We start from the raw sequence: 24,130 nt of genomic DNA on the forward strand, positions 1-24,130 counted from the left end.
GATCCGGGACATGGCCAGCTTCAAGAAGTACCGCGTCGGCAGCAAGTTCAAGCTCTCGCACATCGATCCTGACGACACGCCCTTCTGCCAGGGCGACGAGGCATCGCAGCGCGCGGAGGTCGACGCACTGGCCGTCGAACTCGATGAACTGCAGGACCTGCTGCACGCCGAAGGCCGGCGCAAGCTGCTGCTGGTGCTGCAGGGCATGGACACCAGCGGCAAGGACGGCACGGTGCGCTGGGTGTTCTCGCGGACTTCGCCGCTGGGCGTGCGCGTGATGGCCTTCAAGGCGCCCAACGACCTGGAGCGCGCACACGACTACCTCTGGCGCTGCCATGCCGCGGTGCCGCGCACCGGCGAGATCATGGTGTGGAACCGCAGCCACTACGAAGACGTGCTGGTGCCCGTGGTCGAAGGCTGGATCGACAAGGCCGAGGCCAAGCGCCGCTATGCGCAGATCAACGACTTCGAGCGGCTGCTGACCGAGACCGGCACGGTGATCGTCAAGTGCATGCTGCACATCGACAAGGACGAGCAGCGCGAACGCCTGCAGGCCCGCATCGACACGCCGGGCAAGCAATGGAAGTTCAGCATGGACGACCTGGAGGTGCGCACCAAGTGGAGCGCCTACCAGCAGGCGTATCAGAGCGCGCTCGGCGCGACGTCGACCGACCACGCACCCTGGCACGTGGTGCCCGCCAACAGCAAGCGGCATCGCAATGTGATGGTTGCGCAATTGCTGGTGAAGACGCTGCGGCAGATGAAGCTCAAGGCGCCGCCGCCAGACCCGGCGCTGAAGGGAATGATCGTCAAGTGAGCCCGGCGCCGGTGACCCGGCCCGGTGAAAGCGACGCGAAGTGCGTAAAGACGCGGCGTCGCTGATTCACTCAGTTCACGAGCGGCGAATCACCGCCTGTGCCAGCACGCGGCACTTGCCGAATTCGCAGCGCACGGCCCAGGTGCCGCCGTTGTCGCAAGGCACGTTGTAGTTTTCGAAGCCCGGCCCCTTGGCCGTAAGTTCGGCGCGCGGCTGCAGGTTGCAGCGGCCGGCCTTGGCCAGGGTCTCGACGTTGTACGTGTCGACGCCGGTGCGGCGCGGCTTGGCCGTGACGGCGGCGGGGTCGAAGTTGTTATGCGCGTAGAAGGTGTCCCGCACGTTCGGGTCGAGGTTGCGATAGCCCCGCTTGGCCATGCAATGCACGATCGCGATCTGCTGGTGCTCGGCGATCACGCTGTCCGGCGGACGGCCGACCCAGTCGGCAATCGAAGCACCGATGCCAGCCACCGCGGCACCCGTGGCCAGGCCACGGCTGTACCAAGTCACGAGGCCGAGGCCCAATGCGGCCCAGCCGCCGTCGTTGGTGTCACTGCGAGCCTCGATGCGGTTCGCCGCGACCCGGCATTCGGCCACGTCGTTGTCGTAGCGGACCTTGTCGACGCCTTGCATCGCGACCATGGGCACGTAGGACTTGCCGGAGCCCGTGCCGGGTTCGGTCGGTGGCTGCGTGCTTGCACAGCCCACCAGCGCCATGGCGGCGAACGCAACGCTCAGCATCAGCTTCATGGAATTCCCTCGTCTTCTTCGCGATAGTTGCGGGGATTTAACCATACATATAGTTACTCTTGAATCGCCTTGTCGCGAATGCACGACGGCTCGCATTGGCGCGAACGGAGGCTGTTTCAGGCCCTCCAGCAAAGCCATGCGACGATGCGGCGGCCAGCCGCACCCTGCGGCCCCGGACAAGAAAAGAAAGCGCCGAAGCCTGCTGCATGAAGTTCGAGACCCTCGCCAAATTCCTTTTCGGACTCATCGGCATTGCGCTGCTCGCGCTGTGCGGCGTGCTGCTCTACCAGCGGGTGGCCTTCATTGCATCGGCCCAGCGGGTGCAGGGCCAGGTGACCGATCTGCAGCACGTGCGCAGCACCAACAAGAACAACACCGACGGCACGTGGCGGCCGGTCGTGCAGTTCCGGCTGCCGTCGGGCGCGATCATCGATTTCACGACTTCGAGCAGCAGCGGCTCGCCGGGCTACGAGATCGGCGAGAAGGTCGATGTGTTCTATCAGCCGTCGAACCCGAACAACGCCCTGCTCAATGACTTGTTCGAACTGTGGGGCGGCGCGGCCATCGCGGGCGTCATCGGAGCCGTGTTCCTCGGCTTCGCGTGGCTCCTCAGGAAGATCGGGCAAAACGAAAAGACGGGGGTTGCGTGATGGCGACGCAGTTCCCATGCTTTCAGGGGCACTTCATCGCAATCGCGGCGATGCTGGCTGCGTTTTCGCTTCCGGCCTCGGCCCAGGTTGCACCCGAGGCACTGGCCAGAAAGAACGGCTGCATGGCCTGCCACGGCCTGGTCCACAAGCAGGTGGGGCCGGGCTTTGCGCAGATCGCGCAGCGCTACCTGAAAGACGCCGAAGCGCCCGCACGGCTCGCCGACAAGATCCGCGATGGCAGCGTGGGCACTTGGGGGCGGGTCATCATGCCGCGGCAAACGCAGGTCTCGCCTGCCGATGCGCAGGCGCTGGCGCATTGGGTGCTGTCGCAGCCATCGCCGGGTTGAACCGGGCCGGCAACCGGCTCGTCACCGTGGCGCGTCAGTCACTGCCGGCTCAGTCCCCGAACCAGAAGAACAGCCAGGAACCGAGCGAAACCAGCACGGCAAACAGCGCGATGCCGTCGTAGGGAAGGCGCGGGGCGCTGGCCCGGGTTCTCGAACGGCGCACATCGTTGTGTGTCATGGAGGCCCTCGCTTTGCAGGTAGTTCGGGCGCCGACGATGCGCGTGCGGCCAGGATGTTGTCAATCGCAAAAGAAGGTTCGCATCCCTTCGACAATGGCAAACAAGTAGCGCTTGCTGTCTTAATTTGGATGTTTGGTTCCAGTTTTTTTGCGTCTGAATTGTAAAGTTCTCAAAAATCAGAGAGCAAGTCAGATGCTAGTCATTATCATTCCGTGTCGTCTGGCCCCACGGCCACGCCTCTAGCCACTCCGAGCTCCGCGCCGGACAGCCATTCAAGAGGTTCACGACCTCATCCTGTCTTCTGGAGCATTCATGGCGTACATCAAGAGCCGCAAGCATTCGCCTGCGCGTTACATTCCTGGCCGCGCGGCCACCACTGCCACCTTGGTTGCGCTCGGCGCCTCCATGTCGGCCCAGGCGCAAAGCACGCTGAACGAAGTCCGCGTCGAAGCCACGACCGACTACAAGGTCGAAAAGTCCGCCTCCCCGAAATTCACCGCCCCGCTGCTGGACACGCCCAAGTCGGTCACGGTCATTCCCCAGGAAGTCATCCGCCAGACCGGCGCGACCACACTGGTCGACGCGCTGCGCACCACGCCCGGCATCACCTTCGGCGCGGGCGAAGGCGGCAACCCCGTCGGCGACCGCCCCTTCATCCGCGGCTTCGACTCGCAAAGCGACACCTACGTGGACGGCGTGCGCGATGGCGCCGCGCAGACGCGCGAAATCTTCAACGTGGAATCGGTCGAAGTCGTCAAGGGCCCCAGCTCCGCGTTCGGCGGCCGCGGCTCGGCCGGCGGCTCGGTCAACATCATCAGCAAGACGCCGCAAGCTGAAAACTTCTTCAGCGGCAGCATCGGCCTGGGCACCGACTCGTACCAGCGCGAGACGCTGGACATCAACCGCAAGCTGTCCGACACGATCGCCGCCCGCCTGAACGTGATGAACTTCAAGTCGGACGTCGCCGGCCGCGGCCCGGTCAACGTCAAGCGCTGGGGCGTGGCGCCGAGCGTCACCTTCGGCCTCGGCACGCCGACCCAGGTCACGCTGAGCTACTACCACTACGAGACCAACGACCTGCCCGATTCGGGCATTCCGTACAACAACCCGTTCACCTCCGGCGTCAACCAGCTGCGCAACGGCGACGGCCAGCCGATCGTGGTGCCGCGCGGCACCTACTACGGCGTGGTCAACCGCGACTACCAGCGCACCAAGGTCGATGCCGGCACGGTCGACGTGAAGCACGACTTCGGCGGCGGCCTGGTGCTGCGCAACGTCACGCGCTCCAGCAAGTCGGGCAACGACTACATCTGGACGCAGCCCGACGACAGCCGCGGCAACTTCCTGCTGAACGGCACGGTCTGGCGCCGGCCCAACAGCCGCGTGTCGGACTCCGAATCGCTGGTCAACCAGACCAGCCTGTCGGGCAAGTTCGAAGCCGCCGGCATCAAGCACACCTATGTGGCCGGCCTGGAGATCGGCAAAGAGGCCACGACCAAGGCCAGCTACCTGTTCCTGCAGAACGCCCGCACGGGCTTCGAGAGCTACCCGAGAGCGACGGTCCCCGGCGCACCCGCCGGCGCGCTGAACTGCGCGGTGGGTTCGGGCATCCGCAGCGACTTCAACTGCACCTCGGCCTACAGCCCCACGCCCTATGACCCGTGGATGGGCGGCATCGTGCGCTCGCCGGCCAGCACCGAAGTCAAGACCAAGACCACCTCGGTCTACGCCTTCGACACCATCGAGTTCAACCCGCAGTGGTCGCTGAACCTGGGCCTGCGCTGGGACGACTACAAGACGAACGCCGTCACGCCCGCATACCTCACGCCGATCGCAACCACCGCCGCCGTGCCGAGCCTTGCCGCAACCGGCTCGACCAGCGTGGCCGTTGCCGCCGGCCGCCTCGTGCCCGGCATCGAACTCGCCAACAAGGCCTCGTTCCTGAACTACCAGGTCGGCGCGGTCTACAAGCCGGCGCCCAACGGCAGCATCTATGTGTCCTACGGCACCTCGTCGACGCCGCCCGGCACCGACGGTGGCGACGGCGCTGACGGCATTTCCGCCGCCATCCGCAACCTGAAGCCGCAAGACAGCCGCAGCTTCGAGATCGGCACCAAGTGGGAAGTGCTGGACCGCCGCCTTGTGCTCACCTCGGCGATCTTCCGCACGGACATGAACAATGCCCGCACCACCGCCGCGGACGGCTCGACGCAGAACGTCGGCAAGAAGCGCGTGCAAGGCATCGAGTTCGGCGTGGCTGGCAGCATCACGCGCGACTGGCAGGTCTTCGGCGGCTTCACGCACCTGAACGCCAAGCTCACCGACAACGGCTACACGGCAACGGGCACGCCCTCGCCTTTCAACGGCAACTTCTTCCCGAACACGCCGAAGAACAGCGCAACGCTGTGGACCACCTACACCATCATGCCGGGCCTGACGATCGGCGGCGGCGCCACGTACATGGGCAAGCAGTACGGCAACGTCAACAACACCAAGTGGATTCCGTCGTACGTGAAGTACGACGCCATGGTGAGCTACGTGGTCAACAAGAACTTCAGCCTGCAACTGAACATCCAGAACCTGACCAACAAGTACTACTTCGACAAGGCATACGCATCGCACTACGCGACCGTGGGCGCAGGCCGCTCGGCCTCGTTGACGGGCAGCTTCAGCTTCTGATGAAGCCGGGCGGGTACCGCGCCTTTGCGGTACCTTCGCCCGCTCTTCGCGATACCCGCTTCGGCGGGTATTTTTTTGCCCGGCGGCATCAGCCGCCGGATACGCCCTCTCGCAGGAACAGGCGATACGCTCCTGCATCGCCCACGGTCCGCAGACCATGCATATCAAGCGGCGGCAGGCGCGGCAGAACGGAAAGCGGCACAGCAATGAACAAGGGGGCGGGCGATGGCTCGCCAAGCACAGTGGCCAGTTGCCGGACATCTGGAATCTGCAGCGCACGCCCGCTCGAATAGAAAGACGCCGAGAGCATGTGCGCCTGCATGAATGCCAACGGAACGTCGGGACGCCGTTGCGCGGCGTGGAGTTGCACCACCGCTTTCGCCGACTCGCTGCCGGCGCGGCCACCCAGAGTCAGTGCTGTCAGTCCTGCGCCGAGCAGCGTGGTGCTGGCCAGCGTACCGGCCCACAATGCGCGCCGCGCGAGCCGCGCATCGAGGCTGCCAAGGTACCGCGCAGCCCACAGTGCCATGGGCGGCAGGCCGGGGAGCACATAGGTCCAGAGGGTGTTGCCGGCCGCGGTGAAGACGACACACGACGCCATGCCGCACATCAACAGGTAGAGGCCAAAGGAACGCTCCGCCGACTCGCGCCCATGTTGTCGCGCAACGGGCCGCCCCTGCCTTCTCGCCCGCCACGCGACCCACGGCAACACGATGCTCCACGGCAAGCTGGCGATCAGGCCAAAGAGCCAGATGGTTCCGCGCGGAAAGGCATGCGCCGAACCGTAGCGATCACCTTGCCAGCCGGCCACCACGAAGCGGCTCCAATGCTCGCCGACGAAGAAATACGACAGGAATCCCGGCGTCTTCCACTCGGCCAGCACATACCACGGAGCAACGGCGGTGAGCAGCAGGAGTCCACCTCGCAGCCATGGCAGCGCGCGCCACGCGAGCCGGACATTGCCCGCCCACAAGGACCAGGCCCCGAGCGGCAGAAGCACCAGCACCCACCCCACCGGCCCCTTGGCCAGGGCAGAGATCCAGAGCCCGACAAAGAACAGCCAGCTTTCGCGCCGCCTGTCTTCGGACGATCCATGCAATGCCAACCAAAAGCCGCGCGTCGACAGCAGCACGCCCAGGCACAGCACCATGTCGGTCATCACGGCCCCGGCGGATACCCAGAAAAGAACAGTGCTTCCAAGAACAGGCAGCACGTAGATGGCGCGACGCATGCCGGTGCGGCGAGCCCAGTCGAAGGCCAGCAGCACAATCGTCACGGCCATCAGGAAATGCGGCAGTCGGACCGCGAACTCGCCAACGCCGAACATCCGCATGCTGCCGGCGGACAGCCAGAACGACAGCGGCGGCTTGCCCCAGAACGGCACGCCGTCCGCGATCCACGGCGTGATCCAGTCGCCGGATTCGACCATCCGGCGCGCGATCTCGCCATAGCGCCCCTCGGTCGTGTCCATCAACGGATAGGCACCCAGCGATGCAAGGCGCAGCAAGGCCAGCACGATCAGCAGACCGGCAACACCACCGCCGAGCGACAGGCGCGCGGCGTGCCAGGCACGGGCCACCGGGGTCAGCACGGGCTGCCGGCGATGTGGCTGTCCATCTTCGGCGCCTGCGCCGGCAGGAAGACATCAATGAGAAAGATCGGGCGATGCTTCGCCTCGGTGAAGATCCGCGCGACGTATTCGCCCAGCACACCGATGCAGAGCAGTTGCAGCCCGCCAAGAAAAAGCAGGCTCACGATGAGGGTAGGAAACCCGTGCACCGAGTCGCCCACGATCAGGGCCTTGACGAAAAAGTAGAAGGCATAGGCGAAGGCGCCACCGGCAGTGGCCAGTCCGAGCCAGGTGGCAAGCCTCAGCGGCATGGCCGAAAACGAAGTGACGCCTTCGACGGCAAGACCGACCAATTTGAAGAAGGGCCATTTGGTGGTGCCGGCCGCGCGCGCATCGCGGTCGAAGTCGAGGGTCGTCTGCGGAAATCCGATCCAGGCGAACAAGCCCTTCATGAAGCGCCCGCGCTCCGGGAGCTGGTTCAACGCGTCCACCGCGCGACGGCTCAGCAAGCGGAAGTCGCCCACGTCGCGAGGAATCGACACCTCGCTGATGCGTTCGATGAAACGATAGAAGGCCCTGGCAATACCGCGCCGCAGCCAGGACACCCCGTCCTGGCTGCGGCGGCGCATGTTGACGACATCGAAGCCGTCCTGCCATGCCTCCACCATGAGGGGAATCAGCTCGGGCGGGTCCTGCAGGTCGGCATCGATGACGACGACCGCCCTGCCCCTGGCCAGTTCCAAGCCGGCGCTCATGGCGGCTTCCTTGCCGAAATTGCGGGTCAGGCGTGCATATGCGATCTCCGGATGACTCGCGTGCAGCTGTTGCAGCAAACGCGGCGTATCGTCGTCGCTGCCGTCATCGACATACACCACTTCATACGGCAAGCCGATGCCTTCGAGCACACGACGCAATCGCCGATGGAACTCGGCGAGCACCGCCTGTTCGTTGAAGACAGGCACCACGACGCTGAGCGAGACCGACGGCTGCGGGCCACCCGACGACCGAAGCAGTTGCGATGAGAGCAGGTTCATTGAAGTCCGGGAGGCGCTGCGATGCCGGGACGGCATCGATGGGGAGCGACGCGACTCTAGGAAAGGCAACTGACAGTCATCCGTCGTGAACATGACGAATATGTCATCGCGCTGCGCCTGCGGAAGTTGGGCAGCAGCCGGCGGCTCGACCAGCGGCTGATTCAGAACATGGCGGCGAGTTGACCCCACAGGCGCGGCCCGCGGTTCATATCGGGCTGGGCCGCTTCACGCCCCATCGGCCACGCCGCGGTGAACGAAAAGCTCAGCCGCTCCGTGCTCCAGAGCACGCCCATCCCCGCGCCTTCGAGGTGACGCCGATTGCTGTCGCGGGTCCAGGGGCGGCGGTTGGTCTTCACCGAACCCGAGTCATGGAAGGCCAGCACCTGCCAGCCGGGTGCGGCCTGCCAGCGCAGTTCCGCCGTGGCCAGCCAGCCTTCGTCCCCGTTCGCTTCGCCCTGCGCATAGGCGCGCACGCCCTGGCTGCCGCCAAGGCTGAACTTCTCCGCCGACGCGAGGTTCCGATTCGCCTGCTGGCCGCCCAGGCTCAGCGCCAGCGCGAGCCCCGGTGTCAGTGCCTGCAGGCGTTGCAGCTGGTAGTTGAACTTGCTGAAGCTGCCCGCGCTCTTTGCACTCGCCGCGTCCTGCAGCAGGCTGTCCGCATCGAGCTGGAGCCGCCCTGTCGTGAGGTTCAGCGCCAGCGCGTTGCGCGCGCCACCGCCCACGTCGTCCTGCCAGTCGCCATTGAGGCCGAGCACGACGTTGCGCAGATCGCTCTTCGTCGTGGTCGCGGTGCGGCCCACGGTGTCGCGCAGGGTCTTGTCGTCGAACTGCAGTTGCGCGTACCAGTTTGCCGTCTGGCTGCGCAGCAAGGGCTGGCGCAGGTAGATGCTGGCGATGCGGGCGCTGCCGTCCGCGTCGAGCACCTCGAAGTTCTTGCCCAGCCGGTAGTGCATGTTCGAGTACGCCACGCCCACCCGCGTGCCCCACTCGCCCAGCGGCAACTGGTAGCCGATGCGCTCGTAGTGCAGTCGCGCGTCGCTGGCTTGCAGCCGCAGGCTGAGCTGGTCGCCGCGGTCGAGCGGGTTGTTCCAGTACAGGCTGGTGCCCACGCGGTACTGGCCGGTGTAGACGCTGCCGTAGTTGTCGAGGTCGACGCTGCCCTGGAACGCGCGGGTCTTCTGCACCTCGACCAGCAGGTCCGATGCACCGACCGCCGTGCCCGGCCGCAGGGTGGACTGGACCGCCACGCCGGGCAGGTCGGCCAGCGCCAGCAGGCTGCGCTGCAGCGTCTGCTCCTGCACGGCCGACTGCAGCGGCAGGCGCTGCAGCGGCGCCAGCGCCGAAGCTTCGAGCCCCGCTGCGTTGCGCAGTTCGACCTGGCCCAGCGTGCCTTCGAGCACGGCGATGTCGAGCACGCCGCCCTTGACCTCCTGTGCCGGCAGGTAGGCACGCGCGACAAGGTAGCCGGCTTCGCGGTAGTGGCGGGTGACGCGTTCGGCCAGCCCGGTGAGTTCGGCAAAGCTCAGCTCCTTGCCCACGGCGTCGGCCACGAGACGCTGAAGAGCGTCGGTGGCGAAGGCTGTGTTGCCGCTGAAACGGATGGCGAGCAGCGCCACGCGCGGGCCGCCTTCAGGCACCCGGCCGGCGACAGGGTCTGCAACCGACAGCGTGGGTGCCGGCGCAGGCGGCAACGGCACCGGGCCGCGCGGCTCCTGCAGGATCTGGCCCGCATCGGGCGGTGCGGCGAAAGCTTGCGCTGCGGCAAGCGCCAGCGCGCTGGACAACAGGGCCTGCGGAAGACGGCAGGTGCGGAACGTGGAAGGCATCGGGGCGTGTCTCGTGAAAGGGGCATCAATTGCAGGTCTGGCCCGGAGCCAGTCGCAGGCCGCAGTCCTGCACGTTCAACACCGCCGTCTGGCTGTTCGGCGCGGCGCGCTCCGGTGGCTCGAACACCGAACCCGGTGGGTCGGCCTGCAAGCGCTGCTGGACCACGCGCAGCAACGGATCGGTCGTTGTGACCGGCATGACAGGCACGGCCGGCGCGACAGGCACAACGGGCGCGGCACGCACGAGCAGCGTGCCGTCCGCGAAGCTCAGGGCGTAGTTGTCCGCGCCGAGCCCGCTGACGGCAATGCCGTAGCTGCCCGCGCCCGTTGCGCCCTGCGCGGTGCCGCCATAGACCAGGCTTCCGGTCAGCACGCCGCTGTTCTCGCCGACCACGAAGCCGCTGTAGCGCACGCCGTTGCCACCGCTGTAGGCGCGGCCGTCGGCGGTCTTGCTGTCGTCGTTGGCCGTCACGGTCAACGCGGCGCGGCCGATGTCGGCGGTGGTCGTGCCGCTGTTCGATGCCAGCACGTAGTTGCCTGCGTCGCTGCCCGACAGGCTGCTCGCGTAGTGGACCGCCTTGCCTGTGCCGGCGTTCTTGTCGCCGAACGCGCCGCTCTGCTGCAGCACCACGCTGTCGCCCGCGATGAGGCCATTCAACGCGCCACCGTTGAGCGTGGCCGTGGTGGAGCCGTCGTAGGTCTTGTTGGCGGCAACCGTGCCGCTGACGGTGAGCGTGGCCGCCGCGATGTCGGCCGTGGTCGTGCCGCTGCTCGATGCCAGCACGTAGTTGCCGGCGTCACCGCCGGTGATGCTGCTGGCGTAGCTGACGGTCTTGCCCGTCGCGGCGTTCTTGTCGCCGAATGCGCCGCTCTGGCTCAGCATCACGTTGTCGCCGGCGATCAGGCCGTTCAGCGTGCCGCCGCTCAGCGTGGTGGCAGTAGTGCCGTCGTAGGTCTTGTTGGCCGCGGTCGTGCCATTGACGGACAAGGTCACGCGCGCGATATCGGCCGTCGTCGTTCCGCTGCCCGACGCGAGCACGTAGTTGCCGGCATCCACGCCCGACAGGCTGCTGGCGTAGCTCACCGTCTTGCCGGTGCCAGCGTTCTTGTCGCCGAAGCTGCCGCTCTGGCTGAGCGTGACGGTGTCGCCAGCGATCACGCCACCCAATGCCCCACCGCTCAGCGTGGCGCCGGTGGTGCCGTCGTAGACCTTGTTGGCAGCGGTCGTGCCACTGACGATCAGCATGGCTGCCGCAATGTCGGCCGTGGTCGTGCCGCTGCCCGACGCCAGCGCGTAGTTGCCGGCGTCGCTGCCTGCGATGCTGCTGGCGTAGTTCACCACCTTGCCCGTGCCGGCGTTCTTGTCGCCGAAGCTGCCGCTCTGGCTCAGCGTGACGGTGTCGCCGGCGATCACGCCACCCAACGCGCCACCGTTGAGCGTGGCATTCGTGGTGCCGTCATAGGTCTTGTTGGCGGCGGTGGTACCGTTGACGGACAACGTGGCGCGGGCGATGTCGGCCGTGGTCGTGCCGCTGCTCGATGCCAGTACGTAGTTGCCGGCGTCACCGCCCGAGAGGCTGCTGGCGTAGCTGACGGTCTTGCCCGTGCCCGCGTTCTTGTCGCTGAACGTGCCGCTCTGGCCGAGCACCACGCTGTCGCCGGCGATCAGGCCACCCAGGCTTGCACCGCTGAGCGTGGCGGACGTGTTGCCGTCGTAGGTCTTGTTGGCGGCCGTCGTGCCAGTCACCGTCAAGGTCGCCGCGCCGATGTTCGCGGTGGTCGTACCGCTGCTCGATGCCAGCACGTAGTTGCCGGCATCGCCGCCCGTGATGCTGCTGGCGTAGCTCACGGTCTTGCTCGTGCCTGCGTTCTTGTCGCTGAACGTGCCGCTCTGGCCGAGCACCACGGTGTCGCCGGCGACCACGCCGCCCAGCGCACCGCCGCTCAGCGTGGCGGTGGTCGTGCCGTCGTAGATCTTGTTGGCAGCCGTCGTTCCGTTGACGGACAGCGTAGCGCGGGCAATGTCCGCGGTGGTCGTGCCGCTGTTCGACGCCAGCACGTAGTTGCCTGCGTCGCTGCCCGTGATGCTGCTGGCGTAGTTGACCGTCTTGCCCGTGCCGGCGCTCTTGTCGCCGAACGTGCCGCTCTGGCTCAGCGTGACGGCGTCGCCGGCGACCACGCCACCCAAGGCTCCGCCGCTCAACGTCGCGGCCGTCGTGCCGTCGTAGATCTTGTTGAGCGCCGCGGTGCCGTTGACCGACAACGTGGCGCGCGCAATGTCGGCGGTGGTGGTTCCACTGCTCGACGCCAGCAGGTAGTTGCCGGCGTCGCTGCCCGTGATGCTGCTGGCGTAGCTCACCGTCTTGCCCGTGCCGGCGTTCTTGTCACCGAAACTGCCGCTCTGGCTGAGCACGACGGTATCGCCTGCGATGAGCCCACCGAGGCTTGCGCCGTTCAGCGTGGTCACCGTCGTGCCGTCGTAGGTCTTGTTGGCGGCGGTGGTGCCGTTGACTGACAGCATGGCGCGGGCGATGTCGGCCGTGGTCGTTCCATTGCTCGACGCCAGCACGTAGTTGCCGGCATCGCCGCCCGACAGGCTGCTGGTGTAGTTCACCGTCTTGCCGGTGCCCGCGTTCTTGTCGCTGAAGCTGCCGCTTTGGTTGAGCAGCACGGTATCGCCGGCGATCACGCCACCCAACGCGCCCCCGCTCAGCGCGGCGCCCGTGGTGCCGTCGTAGGTCTTGTTGGCTGCCGTGGTGCCGCTGACGGTCAAGGTCGCCGCACCGATGTCCGCGGTGGTGCTGCCCGCCACCACGAAATAGTTGCCGCTGTCGCTGCCGCCGAGGCTGTTGGCGATGGTCACTGTCTTGCCGGTACCGGCGTTTTTGTTGCCGAAGACACCGCTCTGGCTGAGCGTGACGATGTCGCCACCGATCACGCCGCCCAAGGTGCCGCCGCTGAGCGTGGCAGCGGTCGTTCCGTCATAGGTCTTGTTGGCGGCCGTGGTCCCGCTGACGCTCAACGCGGCGCGGGCAATGTCGGCCGTGGTCGTGCCGCTGTTCGACGCCAGCACGTAGTTGCCGGCATCGCTGCCTGCGATGCTGCTGGCGTAGCTCACCGTCTTGCCCGTGCCGGCGTTCTTGTCGCTGAAGCTGCCGCTCTGGCTCAGCGTGACGGTGTCGCCGGCAATCAGACCGCCCAGAGTGCCGCCACCGAGCACGGCGCCGGTGGTGCCGTCGTAGGTCTTGTTGGCGGCCGTCGTGCCGTTCACCGTCAAGGTCGCCGCGCCGATGTTGGCGGTGGTCGTGCCGCTGCCGGATGCCAGCACGTAGTTGCCCGCATCGCCGCCCGCGATGCTGCTGGCGTAGGTCACCGTCTTGCCCGTGCCCGCGTTCTTGTCACTGAAGCTGCCGCTCTGGCTCAGCGTGACGATGTCGCCACCGATCAGGCCACCGAGGCTGCCGCCGCTGAGCACGGCACCGGTGGTGCCGTCGTAGGTCTTGTTGGCGGCCGTCGTGCCGTTCACCGTCAACGTGGCGGCGCGGATGTCGGCCGTGGTGGGCGTAAGGCCCGCCACCACGATGTAGTTGCCGGCGTCGCTGCCGGAGAGGCTGTTGGCCACATTCACCAACTTGCCCGTGCCCGCGTTCTTGTCGCTGAACGTGCCGCTCTGGCTCAGCGTGACGTTGTCGCCAGCGACCAGCCCGCCCAGGCTGCCGCCGCCGACGGTCGCGGCCGTGGTGCCGTCGTAGGTCTTGTTGCTCGCCGTCGTGCCGTTCACCGTCAGCGTGGCGGCGGTGATGGTGGCCGTACCGGCGGCAAAGCTCAGGTCGTAGCCCAGTTGCGACGAGTACAGCCCGCCGATGCCGATGCTGTAGCTGCCCACGTTCTTGCTGCTGCTGTTGCCGTAGGCCACCGTGCCGAGGATGAGGCCGCGATTCGCGCCGGGGTCGCTGGTCGCATAGCCGCTGCCGCTGCCGAAGGCGGTGGTTCCGTCGTAGGTCTTGGTGGCGCTGTCGGCGCTCACCGTCAGCCCGGTCATGAACGCGCGCAGCATCGGCGCGGTGCTGCCTTGGTAGATGCGCCAGACCGCCGAGCTGCCGCCTGTGGTTGCCATGTTCCAGCCGGCGAAGCTGCTGGCCTGCATCATCTGCGCGCTGGTCAGCCCGGTGCCGCCGCCACCGCTGCCGCCCTGCCCGGTGGTCTCGGTGTTCCAGTAGCTGTTGCTGGTGCTTCCCCCCAGGTTCCAGCCCACCAGGCCACCCGTCGCGGAGGGGCCGTTGACCTGGCCGCTGGCGTAGGCATTGTTGACACTGCCCTGGTTCTGCCCGACCAGCCCGCCGGTACCGTCGCCTCCGCCGCTCACGCTGCCCGTGGCATAGGCGGTGTCGATCGTGCCGCTCGTGTTTTCACCCACCAGCCCGCCGACGCTCGCTCCTTGGCCGCTCACGTTGCCGGTGGCGAAGGCGCTGGTGATGGTGCCGCCGCTGGTGTTCGTGCCGACCAGGCCACCGATCGCGTAGGAAGTGCCCGTCACGGTGCCCGTTGCATAGGCGTTGGAGAGGCTGGCCCCCTGGTTCTGCCCCACCAGTCCGCCCACCCGTTGCTGGCCCTCGACGTTGCCCTTGGCATAGACGCTGTCGATCGTGCCAAGGCTGGAGCCGACCAGCCCGCCGACGTACGAGTGGCCCGCCGCACGCACATTGCCCGTGGCATAGGCGTTGCGCACAGACCCGCTGCCGGAGTTCTGGCCTACCAGCCCGCCCACGTGGTTGCCGCTGCTGCCAGTGCCTGTCACGAAGCCCGTGGCATAGGCGTTGTTGATCGCACCGGCGCTCTGCCCCACCAGCCCGCCGATGAAGCTGGCGGTGCCGGTCACCTGGCCGCCCGCGCGCACGTTGCTGAGGCTGGCGCCGCCTGTGGTGATGCCGACCAGCCCGCCGATGTAGTTGTTGCCGCTCACCGCGCCCGTGGCGTAGGCGTTGTCGATGTGCCCGTCGCCACCGCCGGCCAGCCCGCCGATGCCGCGGTCGCCGCTCACGTCGCCTGTGGCATAGGCGCTGTCGATCGCGCCGTAGCTGCGCCCAACCAGTCCGCCAACGTACCGCGCGCTGCCGCTCACCTGGCCCGTGGCGTAGGCATTGCGGATGCTGCCGCTGCCGCTGTTCTCGCCGACCAGTCCACCCACCCCATCGGCGCCCCCGCTGACGGTGCCGGTGTTGTAGGCGTTGAAGATGCTGCCGCCATTGCGCCCGACCAGCCCGCCGATGGTGCCGCCCGCGCTCAGGCTGCCGCCCGCCAGGCCGATGTCGCGAACCATCGCGCCGCCACCCGTGGTGCCGAACAGCCCCACGGCCCCGTTCGTCGAAACGATCTTCAGGTTGGAGATGGTGTGGTACAGCCCCGCGAAGGTCCCGCCGAACGCGTTGCCGCCCGACGCCACCAGCGCATCGCCGTAGGTCGTGCCGGCCGCGTCCAGGTCCTGCGCCAGCGCATAGCGCCCGCCCAGGCCCTGGCTGTTGATGGTCAGCAGGTCGGCCATGCTGTGGATCAGCCGGTACCCATTGCCGTTGATGACCAGCGACGCGTTGGCGCCGCTGAGCGTGACCGGCGCGGCGAGCTGGTAGTCGGTGCCGCTCGCGACGCTCCCGGTGTTGGCGTAGTTGCCGAAGTTCAGCACCAGGCCAGCGGTGGCGCCGGTGGCGGTGATGGGCGCGTTGACGTTGATGTTTCGCCAGGCCTCCAGCGTGAGCACCGTGTTGGCGCTCCAGCTCACCGCCGCGTTGACGTTGATGTCGCCCGGGTCGCTGCCCGCGCCGTTGCTGGTGCGCAGCGTCACGCTGTTGTTGGCGAGGTTGCTCGCCAGCGTGGCGGCGCCGATGCCGCTGGCCGTGCCGGTGTTGCTGCCCGCGCTGATGGTGAAGTCAGTCGGATCGATCAGCCAGGTGCCCGTCTTGCCGCTGTCCGACCGCGTGCTGACCCTGGCGCCCTCGGCCACCTGCACGTGGGCGCCGCTGGTGTCGACGAAGCCGCCGTTGCGGCTGCCCGCGGCGGATGCGTCGAGACTGCCCGCCACCTTGACCGTGCCGCCATTCATGCCGCCCAGCAGCAGGATGGTGCCGCCGCTGCTGTCGATGCCCTTCGCCTCGATCACGCCCTCGTTGTTGACCACCGTGTCCAGCAGCGCATTCTTGGCGCTGGCGCTCAGGATCACCGTGCCGTTGTCGGCGCGGATCAACCCCTTGTTCTCGGCCAGCGCGTTCAGCGTGCCTTCGTCCACCTGCACCGACAGCAGGCGGTTACCGCTGAAGTCCAGCGACACCCTGTCGCCGGCGGCCAGTGCGGCAGTACCGTTGGCGGTGGTGATGGTGCCGGCGTTGCGCACCTGCTTGCCCAGCAACGCCACGTAGCCGCCGGTCAGGTGGCCCTGGTTGACCACGGTGCCCTGCGTACCGTCACCCGAGAAGCTGCGCTTGCCGGCCATGAAGTCGGCATCGCTCAACGACAGCGTCGAGGCCACGAGCCCGCCGACATTGACGCTGGCGCCGTTGCCGAACAGCACGCCATTGGGGTTCAGTATCCACACCTGCCCGTTGGCTGTGAGGCTGCCGTGGATGGCCGAAGCCTCCGTGCCGGTGACGCGGTTCAGCGCAATCGCGCTGCTGCCCGGCTGGATGAAATTGACGCTCTCGCCCGCCGCAATGCCGAAGCGGGCCCAGTTGATCGACAGGTTCTGGCTGCCCTGGACGATGGTGGTCGTGCTGCCGTTCTGCGTGATGCTCCCGCTGCCCGCGCTGACGCTGCCGCCGCTGGGTGCAGCCCACGCCCCCGACACGGCCGCACAGAAGGCCACGACGACAGCGCCCCGCCCTGCCGATTTGCCGCGCCCCCTGGCCGTTTCGGGCGCGGGAACGCAGCGACGGGCCGCATGATTCCAGACAAGGCGATAGGCGTGGTTCAAGGCAGGACCTCAACGAAACTGAAAGATGGAAATGGGGGCGCCCGAGGCGCTGCGCAGCAATGTCGTGCGCACGGCCGGCGTCGGCTCCATGGCTGCGGCGGGATGCTATGAGCGACGGCAGCAGTTGTCCGTAGAACGAATGCGCTACGGCCTCCCTCTTGAATCCGTCGCAAAATGGCGCCCCGATGCAACGCGCGCGCACCGAACAGGACCAGCCCCCCATCCACGTCGTCATCGTCGAGGACGACCCCTGCTTCAGCGATGCGCTGAGCAAGGTCGTGCGGGACGCGCCCGACATGCACCTGGCAGGCATCGCCAGCACGCGCGCCGCTGGGCTGGCCATGCTCCAGGGACCGCCGGCCGATGTGCTGCTGGTCGACCTGGGCCTGCCGGACGGCTCGGGCATCGACATCATCCGGGCCGCGGCGCAGCAATGGCCCAGCTGCAGCATCATGGTCAGCACCAATTTCGGCGACGAGATGCACGTGATGCAGTCGATCGAGGCCGGCGCCGCCGGTTACCTGCTGAAAGACAGCTCCCCCACCAAGACCGTCGACGAAATCCGCAGCCTTGCCAGCGGCGGCAGCCCGATCAGCCCGCTCATCGCGCGGCAGGTGCTGGAGCGTTTCCGGCAAGGCGTGTCGGGCAGCGGCACCGCCACCAGTTCACAGGCGGCGCCTGCGGGCAGCGATTCGGCACCGCTGTCGGCCCGCGAGAAAGAAGTGCTCGACCTCATCACCAAGGGCTTCACCGCGCACGAGATCGCCAAGCTCATGCAGTTGTCCCACTTCACGGTGCGGACCTTCGTGCGGCGCATCTACACCAAGCTGAAAGTCACGTCCAAGGCAGAAGCGATCTACGAAGCAAGGACCCAGGGAATACTCGCCGATTAGTAACATCGCGACAAAATAAGTTACACATGCGGTGCGTCAACTCCGAACGCGCCCTTCCCAACGTCCCTTGAACCATCGCCCCGCGCCCTTTCTCGCCATCGTGGTGCTTGTGTTTTCCATGGCTCTGCTGGCCGCCATGGGCGCCCTGTTCGGCGGAGCCGGTGGCGAGCGCCATCCCGAGGCGCTGCTGCACATGACGCAGGCCGATTGGCAGGTCGAAGACGCATCGGGCTTCAGCGCACCACCGCTCACACAAGACAGCACGGCCCTGCCGGACACATGGGCGCATGTGGAACTGCCGCTGGCGCTGCCCATCGCGCTGCTGCGCCAGGCCAAGGACGGCGCCTCCACCGGTGCCACCCGCATCACGTGGATCAGACTGTCCGCGCGCGACCTGCCGCCCACCTCGGGGCCTCTGGCGCTGTACGGCGTGCGGGTCAAGACGGACGGCACCATTGCGGTCTACGCCAACGGCCACCTCGTGCACCGCGCGCAGCAACAGGGCCCGCTGTGGAACAGCACCCGCACCCCGCTGTGGGTGATTCTGGAGAAGAACGCCGACGGCACGCCGCTGAAAGAAATCCTGCTTCGCCTGGAGCACACCCAGAGCGCGCAGGTGGCGCTGTCTTCCCTGTGGCTGGGCCCTCCCGAAGCACTGCGAAGCAGCTACCGCCTGCGCGAATGGCTCCAGCAGGAGCTGCCCGCGATGCTCGGCGCGGCCTTCATGGCCGTGGGCGTGTTCGCGCTGTTCGTGTGGTTCAAGCGGCAGCATGAAATGGGCTACCTGCTGTTCTTCAATCTCGCCGCCACGTCCTTCCTGCGGGGCCTGCATTTCTACGTGGGCCTGCCGGTCGCCAACGACTGGTTTGCCTGGCTGACCGTCAACGCGCTGTTCTGGCTGGTGATGGTGGTGCACTTCTTCCTGCGCCAGTTGCATGGCCGGCCACTCAAATGGCTGACCTATGGCGTGGTGGGCATCACGGCCACCATCGCGGTGCTGACGATGCCCAACCTCGCCATCCTGCGGAACACGCCGCAGGTCACGCCGCTCATCTACTCCGTTGCCGCGCTGATGGGCGCCGCCGTTTGCCTGGTGGGCGGCATCAGCGCCTGGCGCCGCTCCAACGAAGGCCGGCTGGTCGCGGCCGGCATCGGCGTGTGCACGCTGCTCGGCGTGACCGACTGGCTGCTGCAGAACAACTTCATCAGCCCTGAATCCTGGTACCTGGGCGCCTACACCAGCGCGGTGGCGTTCAGCGTGTTCGGCGCGCTGATGTACCGGCGCTATGTCGATGCCATCGCCGAGGTGGAAGACCTCAATGCCAGCCTGGCCGAGCGCCTGCAGAAGCGCGAAGCCGAACTCGAAGACAGCCACCGGCGGCTGCGCGAGGTGGAACGCCGCCAGACCATCAGCGACGAACGCCAGCGCCTCATGCAGGACATGCACGACGGACTCGGCTCGTCGCTGATCAGCGCCATCCGCTCGGTGGAAGGTGGCGGCATGAGCGACACCAAGGTCTCGCAGATTCTCAAGAGCTGCCTGGACGACCTGAAGCTCACGCTCGATTCGCTGGAGCCCGTCGAGGCCGATCTGCTGCTGCTGCTCGCCACCTTGCGCTACCGGCTGGAGCCACGGCTCGAAGGCACGGGCGTGTCGCTGCAATGGGAGGTGCAGGAACTGCCCGACCTGCCGTGGCTCGACCCGTCCAGCGCACTGCACATTCTTCGCATCGTGCAGGAGAGCATCGCCAACATCCTGCGCCACACGCGCGCCACCGAGATCCGCGTGGGCACCGCGCTGTCGGCATCGGGCGTGCAGGTGACCATCGAAGACAACGGCCAGGGTTTCGATGTCGACAAGGCGCTGGGCAATGCATCCGCCTCGGGCCGCGGCCTGCAGAACCAGTTGCGCCGGGCGCAGGCGATCAAGGGCACGGTGACATGGGAATCGCGTGCGAGCGGAACGCGGTTCATGCTGTGGTTGCCGCTGGAGCGTGCGGGCAAGGTGGCGCCGGCCGTGCAGTCATCCATGCAGTCAGCCAACGCCGGCACGCGCGCAAGGGCTTAAGGCGCACTTAAGGGTCGGCCATCGACGATGCCCGACCCCATGGTCCTGAGCAACGCACACCTTTTCGAACTCTTCAACGCAGGCACGCAACCGGCGCCGCTGACGCTGGCGTTCGCGCGCTTCGTCGCGCAATGGCTGATCGTCGCCCTTCCGCTCGTCGGCGGCGTGCTCTGGCTGCGCGGTGGCCAGCGCACCCGGCTCGACCTGCTGCATGTGGCGCTGTCCGTATTCATCGCACTCGGCCTCGCGCAGCTCGTGGGCCTGGCATGGCCCTCGCCACGGCCGTTCGCCTTGCACATGGGCCACCAGTACCTGGCGCATGTCGACGACCCGGGCCTGCCCAGCGATCACGTCACGCTGATATGGGCGGTCGCGCTGGCCACGCTGGCCTCCGCGCGCGGGTCGTGGCTGATGTTTCCGCTGCTCACCCTCGGCCTGCTGGTCGGCTGGTCCCGCGTCTACCTGGGGGTGCACTTTCCCTTCGACGTGGCCGCCGCGCTGCCGGTGGCGGCGCTCGGCGCGGCTGCCGCATGGGGCCTGCGCGAGCGGCTCGGAAAGTGGATGGTGGCGCTGCTGAAGCGCTACGATGCCTGCGAGCGCGCCGCGCTCCGCTTCCTGCACCGCGACTGAAGGCTCCGTCCATCCATGCGTCTGCTGCTCGTCGAAGACGATCCCATGATCGGCAAGGCCGTTCGCCAGGGCTTGCTCAACGCGGGCTTTACCGTCGACTGGGCGCACGACGGCCCCGCCGCCGAGCTGGCCCTGCGCAACGGCGTGTACGACCTGGCCATCCTCGACCTGGGCCTGCCCACCAAGGACGGCATGGCGCTGCTCGACAGCATGCGGCGCGGCGGCAACCACCTACCGGTGCTGATCGCGACAGCGCGCGATGCCGTCTCGGCCCGCATCGCCGGGCTCAACGCAGGCGCCGACGACTACCTCGTCAAGCCCTTCGACATGGACGAACTGGTGGCACGCGTGCACGCTCTGCTGCGACGGCATGCCGGCAGGGGCTCTTCGCTGCTGGCGGCAGGCGACCTGCTGCTCGACCCGCTACGCAAGACCGTCACACAAGGCGGCCAGCCCGTGGCGCTGTCGGCACGCGAATTCGCCCTGCTCGAGACGCTGATGCAGCGGCCCGGCGTGGTGCTCTCGCGCGAGAAGCTGGAGGAATCGCTCTACGGCTGGGGCGAAGAGATCGGCAGCAATGCCGTCGAGGTGCACCTGCACTACCTGCGCAAGAAGCTCGGTGCCGCCGTCATCGTCAATGTTCGCGGTGTCGGCTACCGCGTTGTGGACTGATCTTGCGCTCGCTGCGACGCGGACTGCTGCAATGGACGCTCGGCGCCCTGGCGTTCGGCTCGATCGTGCTGGTGCTCGTGGCGTATGTCTTCGTGCTCGACGAAATGAACGAGGTGCTGGACGACAACCTGCGCGAAGTCGCCTCGGCGGTCGGGCGCTATCACGCCGAGGGGCAGTCTTTTCCGACGATTTCCCAGGCCACGCAGCCACGTGCGCGTGCACCCGACCAATCGGACCTGATCACGCGCGTATGGCGCCGCGACGGCCAACCCGTCACCGTGCCCGACAGCGCCTTCGCGTTCCCGTTTCCCACGGCTGCGGGCGCCCGCCGCACGACCCTCGACGGCGTGGAGTGGCGCACCTGCACCGTGATCGAAGGCGACTTCGTCGTGCTCGCCGCGCAGCGCACCGCGGCCCGGCAGGAAATGGCGGTGGAGGCCGCCTCCAAGCTGCTGTTTCCCCTGCTCCTTCTGGCGCTGATGATCGCGGGCCTGCTGGTGCTGGCGCTGCGCCGTGGCCTCTCTCCCCTGCATGAGGCGACGACGCAGATCGCGCAGCGCAATGCACTCACGCTGGAGCCGATCGACGGCGCCGAGATGCCGCGCGAACTGCAGCCACTGGTCGGCGCATTCAATGGCCTGATGGACCGGCTGGCCGCTGCATTCGCGGTGCAGCAGCAGTTCGTTGCCGACGCGGCGCACGAACTGCGCTCGCCCGTGACCGCCTTGCGCCTGCAGATCGGCCTGCTGGAGCACACGCACGATGCCCCCGCCCGCGCGGCGGCGTTCCACGATGCGCGCGAAGGCATCGACCGGTTGCAACGCATGGTCGAGCAACTGCTCGCGCTCTCGCGCGCCGAGCCCGGCAGCGACGACAACAGCCTGCAGCCTGTGGACCTCGATCAACTGGTGCGCGACACGGTGTCGGCGCACGCGGCCGCCGCTTCGCGCAGGCAGATCGACCTGGGCGCTGCCGCCGCGTCCAAGGCCTCGGTGCTGGCAGACCCGCATGAACTGCAGGTGCTGCTGAACAACCTCGTGCGCAATGCACTGCACTACTCGCCCGCCGGCAGCAAGGTCGATGTGGCCACGGCCCTCGTCGACGGCGCGCCCGTTCTGCGCGTGACCGACAACGGCCCCGGCATTCCGCAGGCGGAGCGCGCACGCGCGTTCGATCGCTTCTTTCGCGGCGAGGGCCCGCACGTGCGCGAAGGCGATCCGGCCGGCAGCGGCCTAGGGCTGGCCATCGTCAAGTCGATTGCCGAACGGCACGGCGCGACGGTGTCATTGCATGAAGGCCCCGACCGGCGCGGGCTCGAAGTGCGTGTGCAATTTGCAGCGGCCGCGAGGGCATCAGGCCATTAAGTGTTCCTTAAGTCGCGGCATTCCACACTGGCCGCCACATGTTCTCGTTGCACTCATTCCAGCGCCGTGCGGCCGGCGTCGCCCTTGCCGTCGTGATGGCGTTCTGCGCCTCTGCCGCGCAGGCGTCGGGGGCCGACGAGCTGAGCGGAAAACTCGTCCTGCTGCACGGCCTGCTCGACAGGTCGGTCTTCAAGCGCCCGTTGATACTGAACGCAAGCGACACCGCGAACGGGCTCAAGGGCGACGTGTACGCCATCGTCGACCATCCGGTCTCGTCGATCAGCTCGGCCCTGAGCACGCCCGAGGCCTGGTGCCACGCCATGCTGCTGCACATCAACAACCGCGATTGCACCGTCTCGAAAGGCGCCGCGGGCCCCGTGATCGCGCTGAGCGTGGTGCGCAGGTATGACAAGCCGGTCGACAGCGCCTTCCGCCTGGACTTCGACTTCCACACCATCGATGCGTCGCCGCAGCACTTGGAGGTGCGGCTCGGCGCGCAGGCCGGCCCGCTGGGCACCGGCAACTACCAGATCGCATTCGAGGCCGTACCCGCCGACGCGGCGCACAGCTTTCTGCACTTCTCGTACGCGTACGACGAGAACTTCCTGACCCGCGCCGCCATGGAGGCCTACCTTGCCACCTTCGGCCGCTCGAAGGTCGGCTTCACCGAGGTCGGGCAGAAGGCGGAGGGGCAGCCGGAGTACATCGGCGGAATCCACGGGCTGGTCGAGCGCAACGCCATGCGCTACTTTCTCGCGGTAGATGCCTACCTTGGCGGAAAGGACGCCCTGTCGCGAAGGAACGCGTGGTACACGGCCACCGAAAAGTACCCGAAGCAGCTGCACGAAATCGACCGGGGAACCTACCTCGCACTCAAGGCCGCCGATGAGCACCACTGAGCACGCGCAGGCGCAGCCCCACACCGGCGTGGGCAAGATCGCCGAGGTCACCTTCTGGTTCTGGGTCATCAAGATCGCGGCAACGACGCTCGGCGAAACCGGTGGCGACGCAGTCACGATGTCGATGAACCTCGGCTACCTCGCCGGCACCGCCATCTTTGCCACGTTGTTCCTGCTCGCGGTGGCGGCTCAGATCTCGGTGCGCAAGTTCCATCCCTTTCTCTTCTGGGCGGTGATCATCGCGACCACCACCGTGGGAACGACGCTGGCCGATCTGCTCGACCGCTCGCTGGGCATCGGCTACCTGGGAGGCTCGGCGATCCTGCTGGCCCTGCTGCTGGGCACCCTGGCCCTGTGGCACCGCACGATGGGATCGGTCTCGGTGTCGGACATCTCCTCGCGCAAGGCCGAGATCTTCTACTGGACGACGATCCTGTTTTCGCAAACCCTGGGCACCGCGCTCGGCGACTGGATGGCCGACAGCGCGGGCGGCCTGGGCCTGGGGTACGAAGGCGGCGCGCTCCTCTTTGCCGCGGGGCTCGCGCTCGTGGTGGCCGTGTACTGGTGGACGAAGGCCTCGCACACGGTGCTGTTCTGGCTCGCATTCATCCTTACGCGGCCGCTCGGTGCGACCGTCGGCGATCTGCTCGACAAGCCACTGAGCAGCGGTGGGCTGGCGTTGAGCCGCTACACAGCATCGGCCGCGCTGGGCGCGTTCATCCTCGGCTGCGTTCTGGTGATCCCGCAACGCGCCGAACGGCGCAACGGATCGCCGCCGCGTTGAGTACGCATCC

General features: G+C 67.3%; 17 protein-coding genes. 11 read left to right on the plus strand and 6 right to left on the minus strand.

Translation table 11 applies throughout. From position 1 onward, the window contains the following. Positions 1-10 precede the first annotated feature (10 nt). Positions 11-817 (plus strand): PPK2 family polyphosphate kinase, encoded by an 807-nt coding sequence (locus tag BLQ28_RS16930; protein ID WP_093241518.1) that lies wholly within the window; start codon positions 11-13, stop codon positions 815-817. 75 nt (positions 818-892) lie between these two features. Here the strand turns inward: BLQ28_RS16930 and BLQ28_RS16935 are convergent, their stop codons facing one another. Beyond that, complete coding sequence (locus BLQ28_RS16935; RefSeq protein ID WP_093241520.1) at positions 893-1,564, minus strand: hypothetical protein; 672 nt, start codon at positions 1,562-1,564, stop codon at positions 893-895. A gap of 206 nt (positions 1,565-1,770) precedes the next feature. Between BLQ28_RS16935 and BLQ28_RS16940 the strand changes: the two genes are divergently transcribed. Beyond that, positions 1,771-2,214, plus strand: coding sequence for a DUF3592 domain-containing protein (locus BLQ28_RS16940; protein WP_093241523.1), 444 nt, complete (start codon positions 1,771-1,773; stop codon positions 2,212-2,214). Next, a complete protein-coding gene (locus tag BLQ28_RS16945) occupies positions 2,214-2,561 on the plus strand; it encodes a c-type cytochrome (protein ID WP_371126678.1) in 348 nt (115 codons plus the stop codon). Before BLQ28_RS16940 ends, BLQ28_RS16945 begins: the two co-directional genes overlap by 1 nt. Before the next feature lie 49 nt (positions 2,562-2,610). On the opposite strand, the gene BLQ28_RS33300 is transcribed toward BLQ28_RS16945, so the two are convergent. Next, positions 2,611-2,739 carry a hypothetical protein gene (locus tag BLQ28_RS33300; RefSeq protein WP_256327328.1) on the minus strand — a complete coding sequence of 43 codons (129 nt, stop codon included), beginning with the start codon at positions 2,737-2,739 and terminating at the stop codon, positions 2,611-2,613. A 313-nt stretch (positions 2,740-3,052) separates the two neighbouring features. Here BLQ28_RS33300 and BLQ28_RS16950 point away from each other — a divergent pair, with 313 nt between their 5' ends. Beyond that, positions 3,053-5,419, plus strand: a complete 2,367-nt coding sequence (locus BLQ28_RS16950; RefSeq protein ID WP_093241526.1) for a TonB-dependent receptor — start codon at positions 3,053-3,055, stop codon at positions 5,417-5,419. A gap of 88 nt (positions 5,420-5,507) precedes the next feature. Here the strand turns inward: BLQ28_RS16950 and BLQ28_RS16955 are convergent, their stop codons facing one another. The 4 genes from BLQ28_RS16955 to BLQ28_RS16970 form a co-directional block, all read right to left on the minus strand. Beyond that, positions 5,508-7,010, minus strand: coding sequence for an ArnT family glycosyltransferase (locus BLQ28_RS16955; protein ID WP_093241529.1), 1,503 nt, complete (start codon positions 7,008-7,010; stop codon positions 5,508-5,510). Further along, on the minus strand, positions 7,004-8,023 hold the full coding sequence (locus tag BLQ28_RS16960) for a glycosyltransferase family 2 protein (RefSeq protein WP_093241532.1): 1,020 nt from the start codon (positions 8,021-8,023) through the stop codon (positions 7,004-7,006). Before BLQ28_RS16960 ends, BLQ28_RS16955 begins: the two co-directional genes overlap by 7 nt. A gap of 161 nt (positions 8,024-8,184) precedes the next feature. Next, on the minus strand, positions 8,185-9,849 hold the full coding sequence (locus BLQ28_RS16965) for a ShlB/FhaC/HecB family hemolysin secretion/activation protein (protein WP_093241534.1): 1,665 nt from the start codon (positions 9,847-9,849) through the stop codon (positions 8,185-8,187). 25 nt (positions 9,850-9,874) lie between these two features. Beyond that, a complete protein-coding gene (locus BLQ28_RS16970; protein ID WP_093241537.1) occupies positions 9,875-16,810 on the minus strand; it encodes a YDG domain-containing protein in 6,936 nt (2,311 codons plus the stop codon). A gap of 185 nt (positions 16,811-16,995) precedes the next feature. Here BLQ28_RS16970 and BLQ28_RS16975 point away from each other — a divergent pair, with 185 nt between their 5' ends. From BLQ28_RS16975 to BLQ28_RS17005, 7 genes are all read left to right on the plus strand, one after another. Next, positions 16,996-17,703 (plus strand): response regulator transcription factor, encoded by a 708-nt coding sequence (locus tag BLQ28_RS16975; protein ID WP_093241540.1) that lies wholly within the window; start codon positions 16,996-16,998, stop codon positions 17,701-17,703. Positions 17,704-17,821: 118 nt separating this feature from the next. Next, positions 17,822-19,771 (plus strand): sensor histidine kinase, encoded by a 1,950-nt coding sequence (locus BLQ28_RS16980; RefSeq protein WP_093241804.1) that lies wholly within the window; start codon positions 17,822-17,824, stop codon positions 19,769-19,771. Positions 19,772-19,810: 39 nt separating this feature from the next. Further along, positions 19,811-20,401 carry an undecaprenyl-diphosphatase gene (locus BLQ28_RS16985; RefSeq protein WP_176801134.1) on the plus strand — a complete coding sequence of 197 codons (591 nt, stop codon included), beginning with the start codon at positions 19,811-19,813 and terminating at the stop codon, positions 20,399-20,401. Between the two features lie 15 nt (positions 20,402-20,416). Then, complete coding sequence (locus tag BLQ28_RS16990) at positions 20,417-21,073, plus strand: response regulator (protein WP_093241544.1); 657 nt, start codon at positions 20,417-20,419, stop codon at positions 21,071-21,073. Between the two features lie 2 nt (positions 21,074-21,075). Next, entirely contained in the window at positions 21,076-22,437 is a 1,362-nt protein-coding gene (locus tag BLQ28_RS16995; protein ID WP_093241546.1) for a sensor histidine kinase, read from the plus strand. 38 nt (positions 22,438-22,475) lie between these two features. Further along, positions 22,476-23,336: a hypothetical protein gene (locus tag BLQ28_RS17000; RefSeq protein ID WP_093241548.1), complete on the plus strand. Its 861-nt coding sequence runs from the start codon at positions 22,476-22,478 to the stop codon at positions 23,334-23,336. Beyond that, positions 23,323-24,120: a COG4705 family protein gene (locus BLQ28_RS17005; protein ID WP_093241550.1), complete on the plus strand. Its 798-nt coding sequence runs from the start codon at positions 23,323-23,325 to the stop codon at positions 24,118-24,120. Before BLQ28_RS17000 ends, BLQ28_RS17005 begins: the two co-directional genes overlap by 14 nt. Positions 24,121-24,130 lie beyond the last annotated feature (10 nt).

The sequence above is a fragment of the Variovorax sp. EL159 genome, from assembly GCF_900100965.1.
Lineage (GTDB): Bacteria > Pseudomonadota > Gammaproteobacteria > Burkholderiales > Burkholderiaceae_C > Variovorax.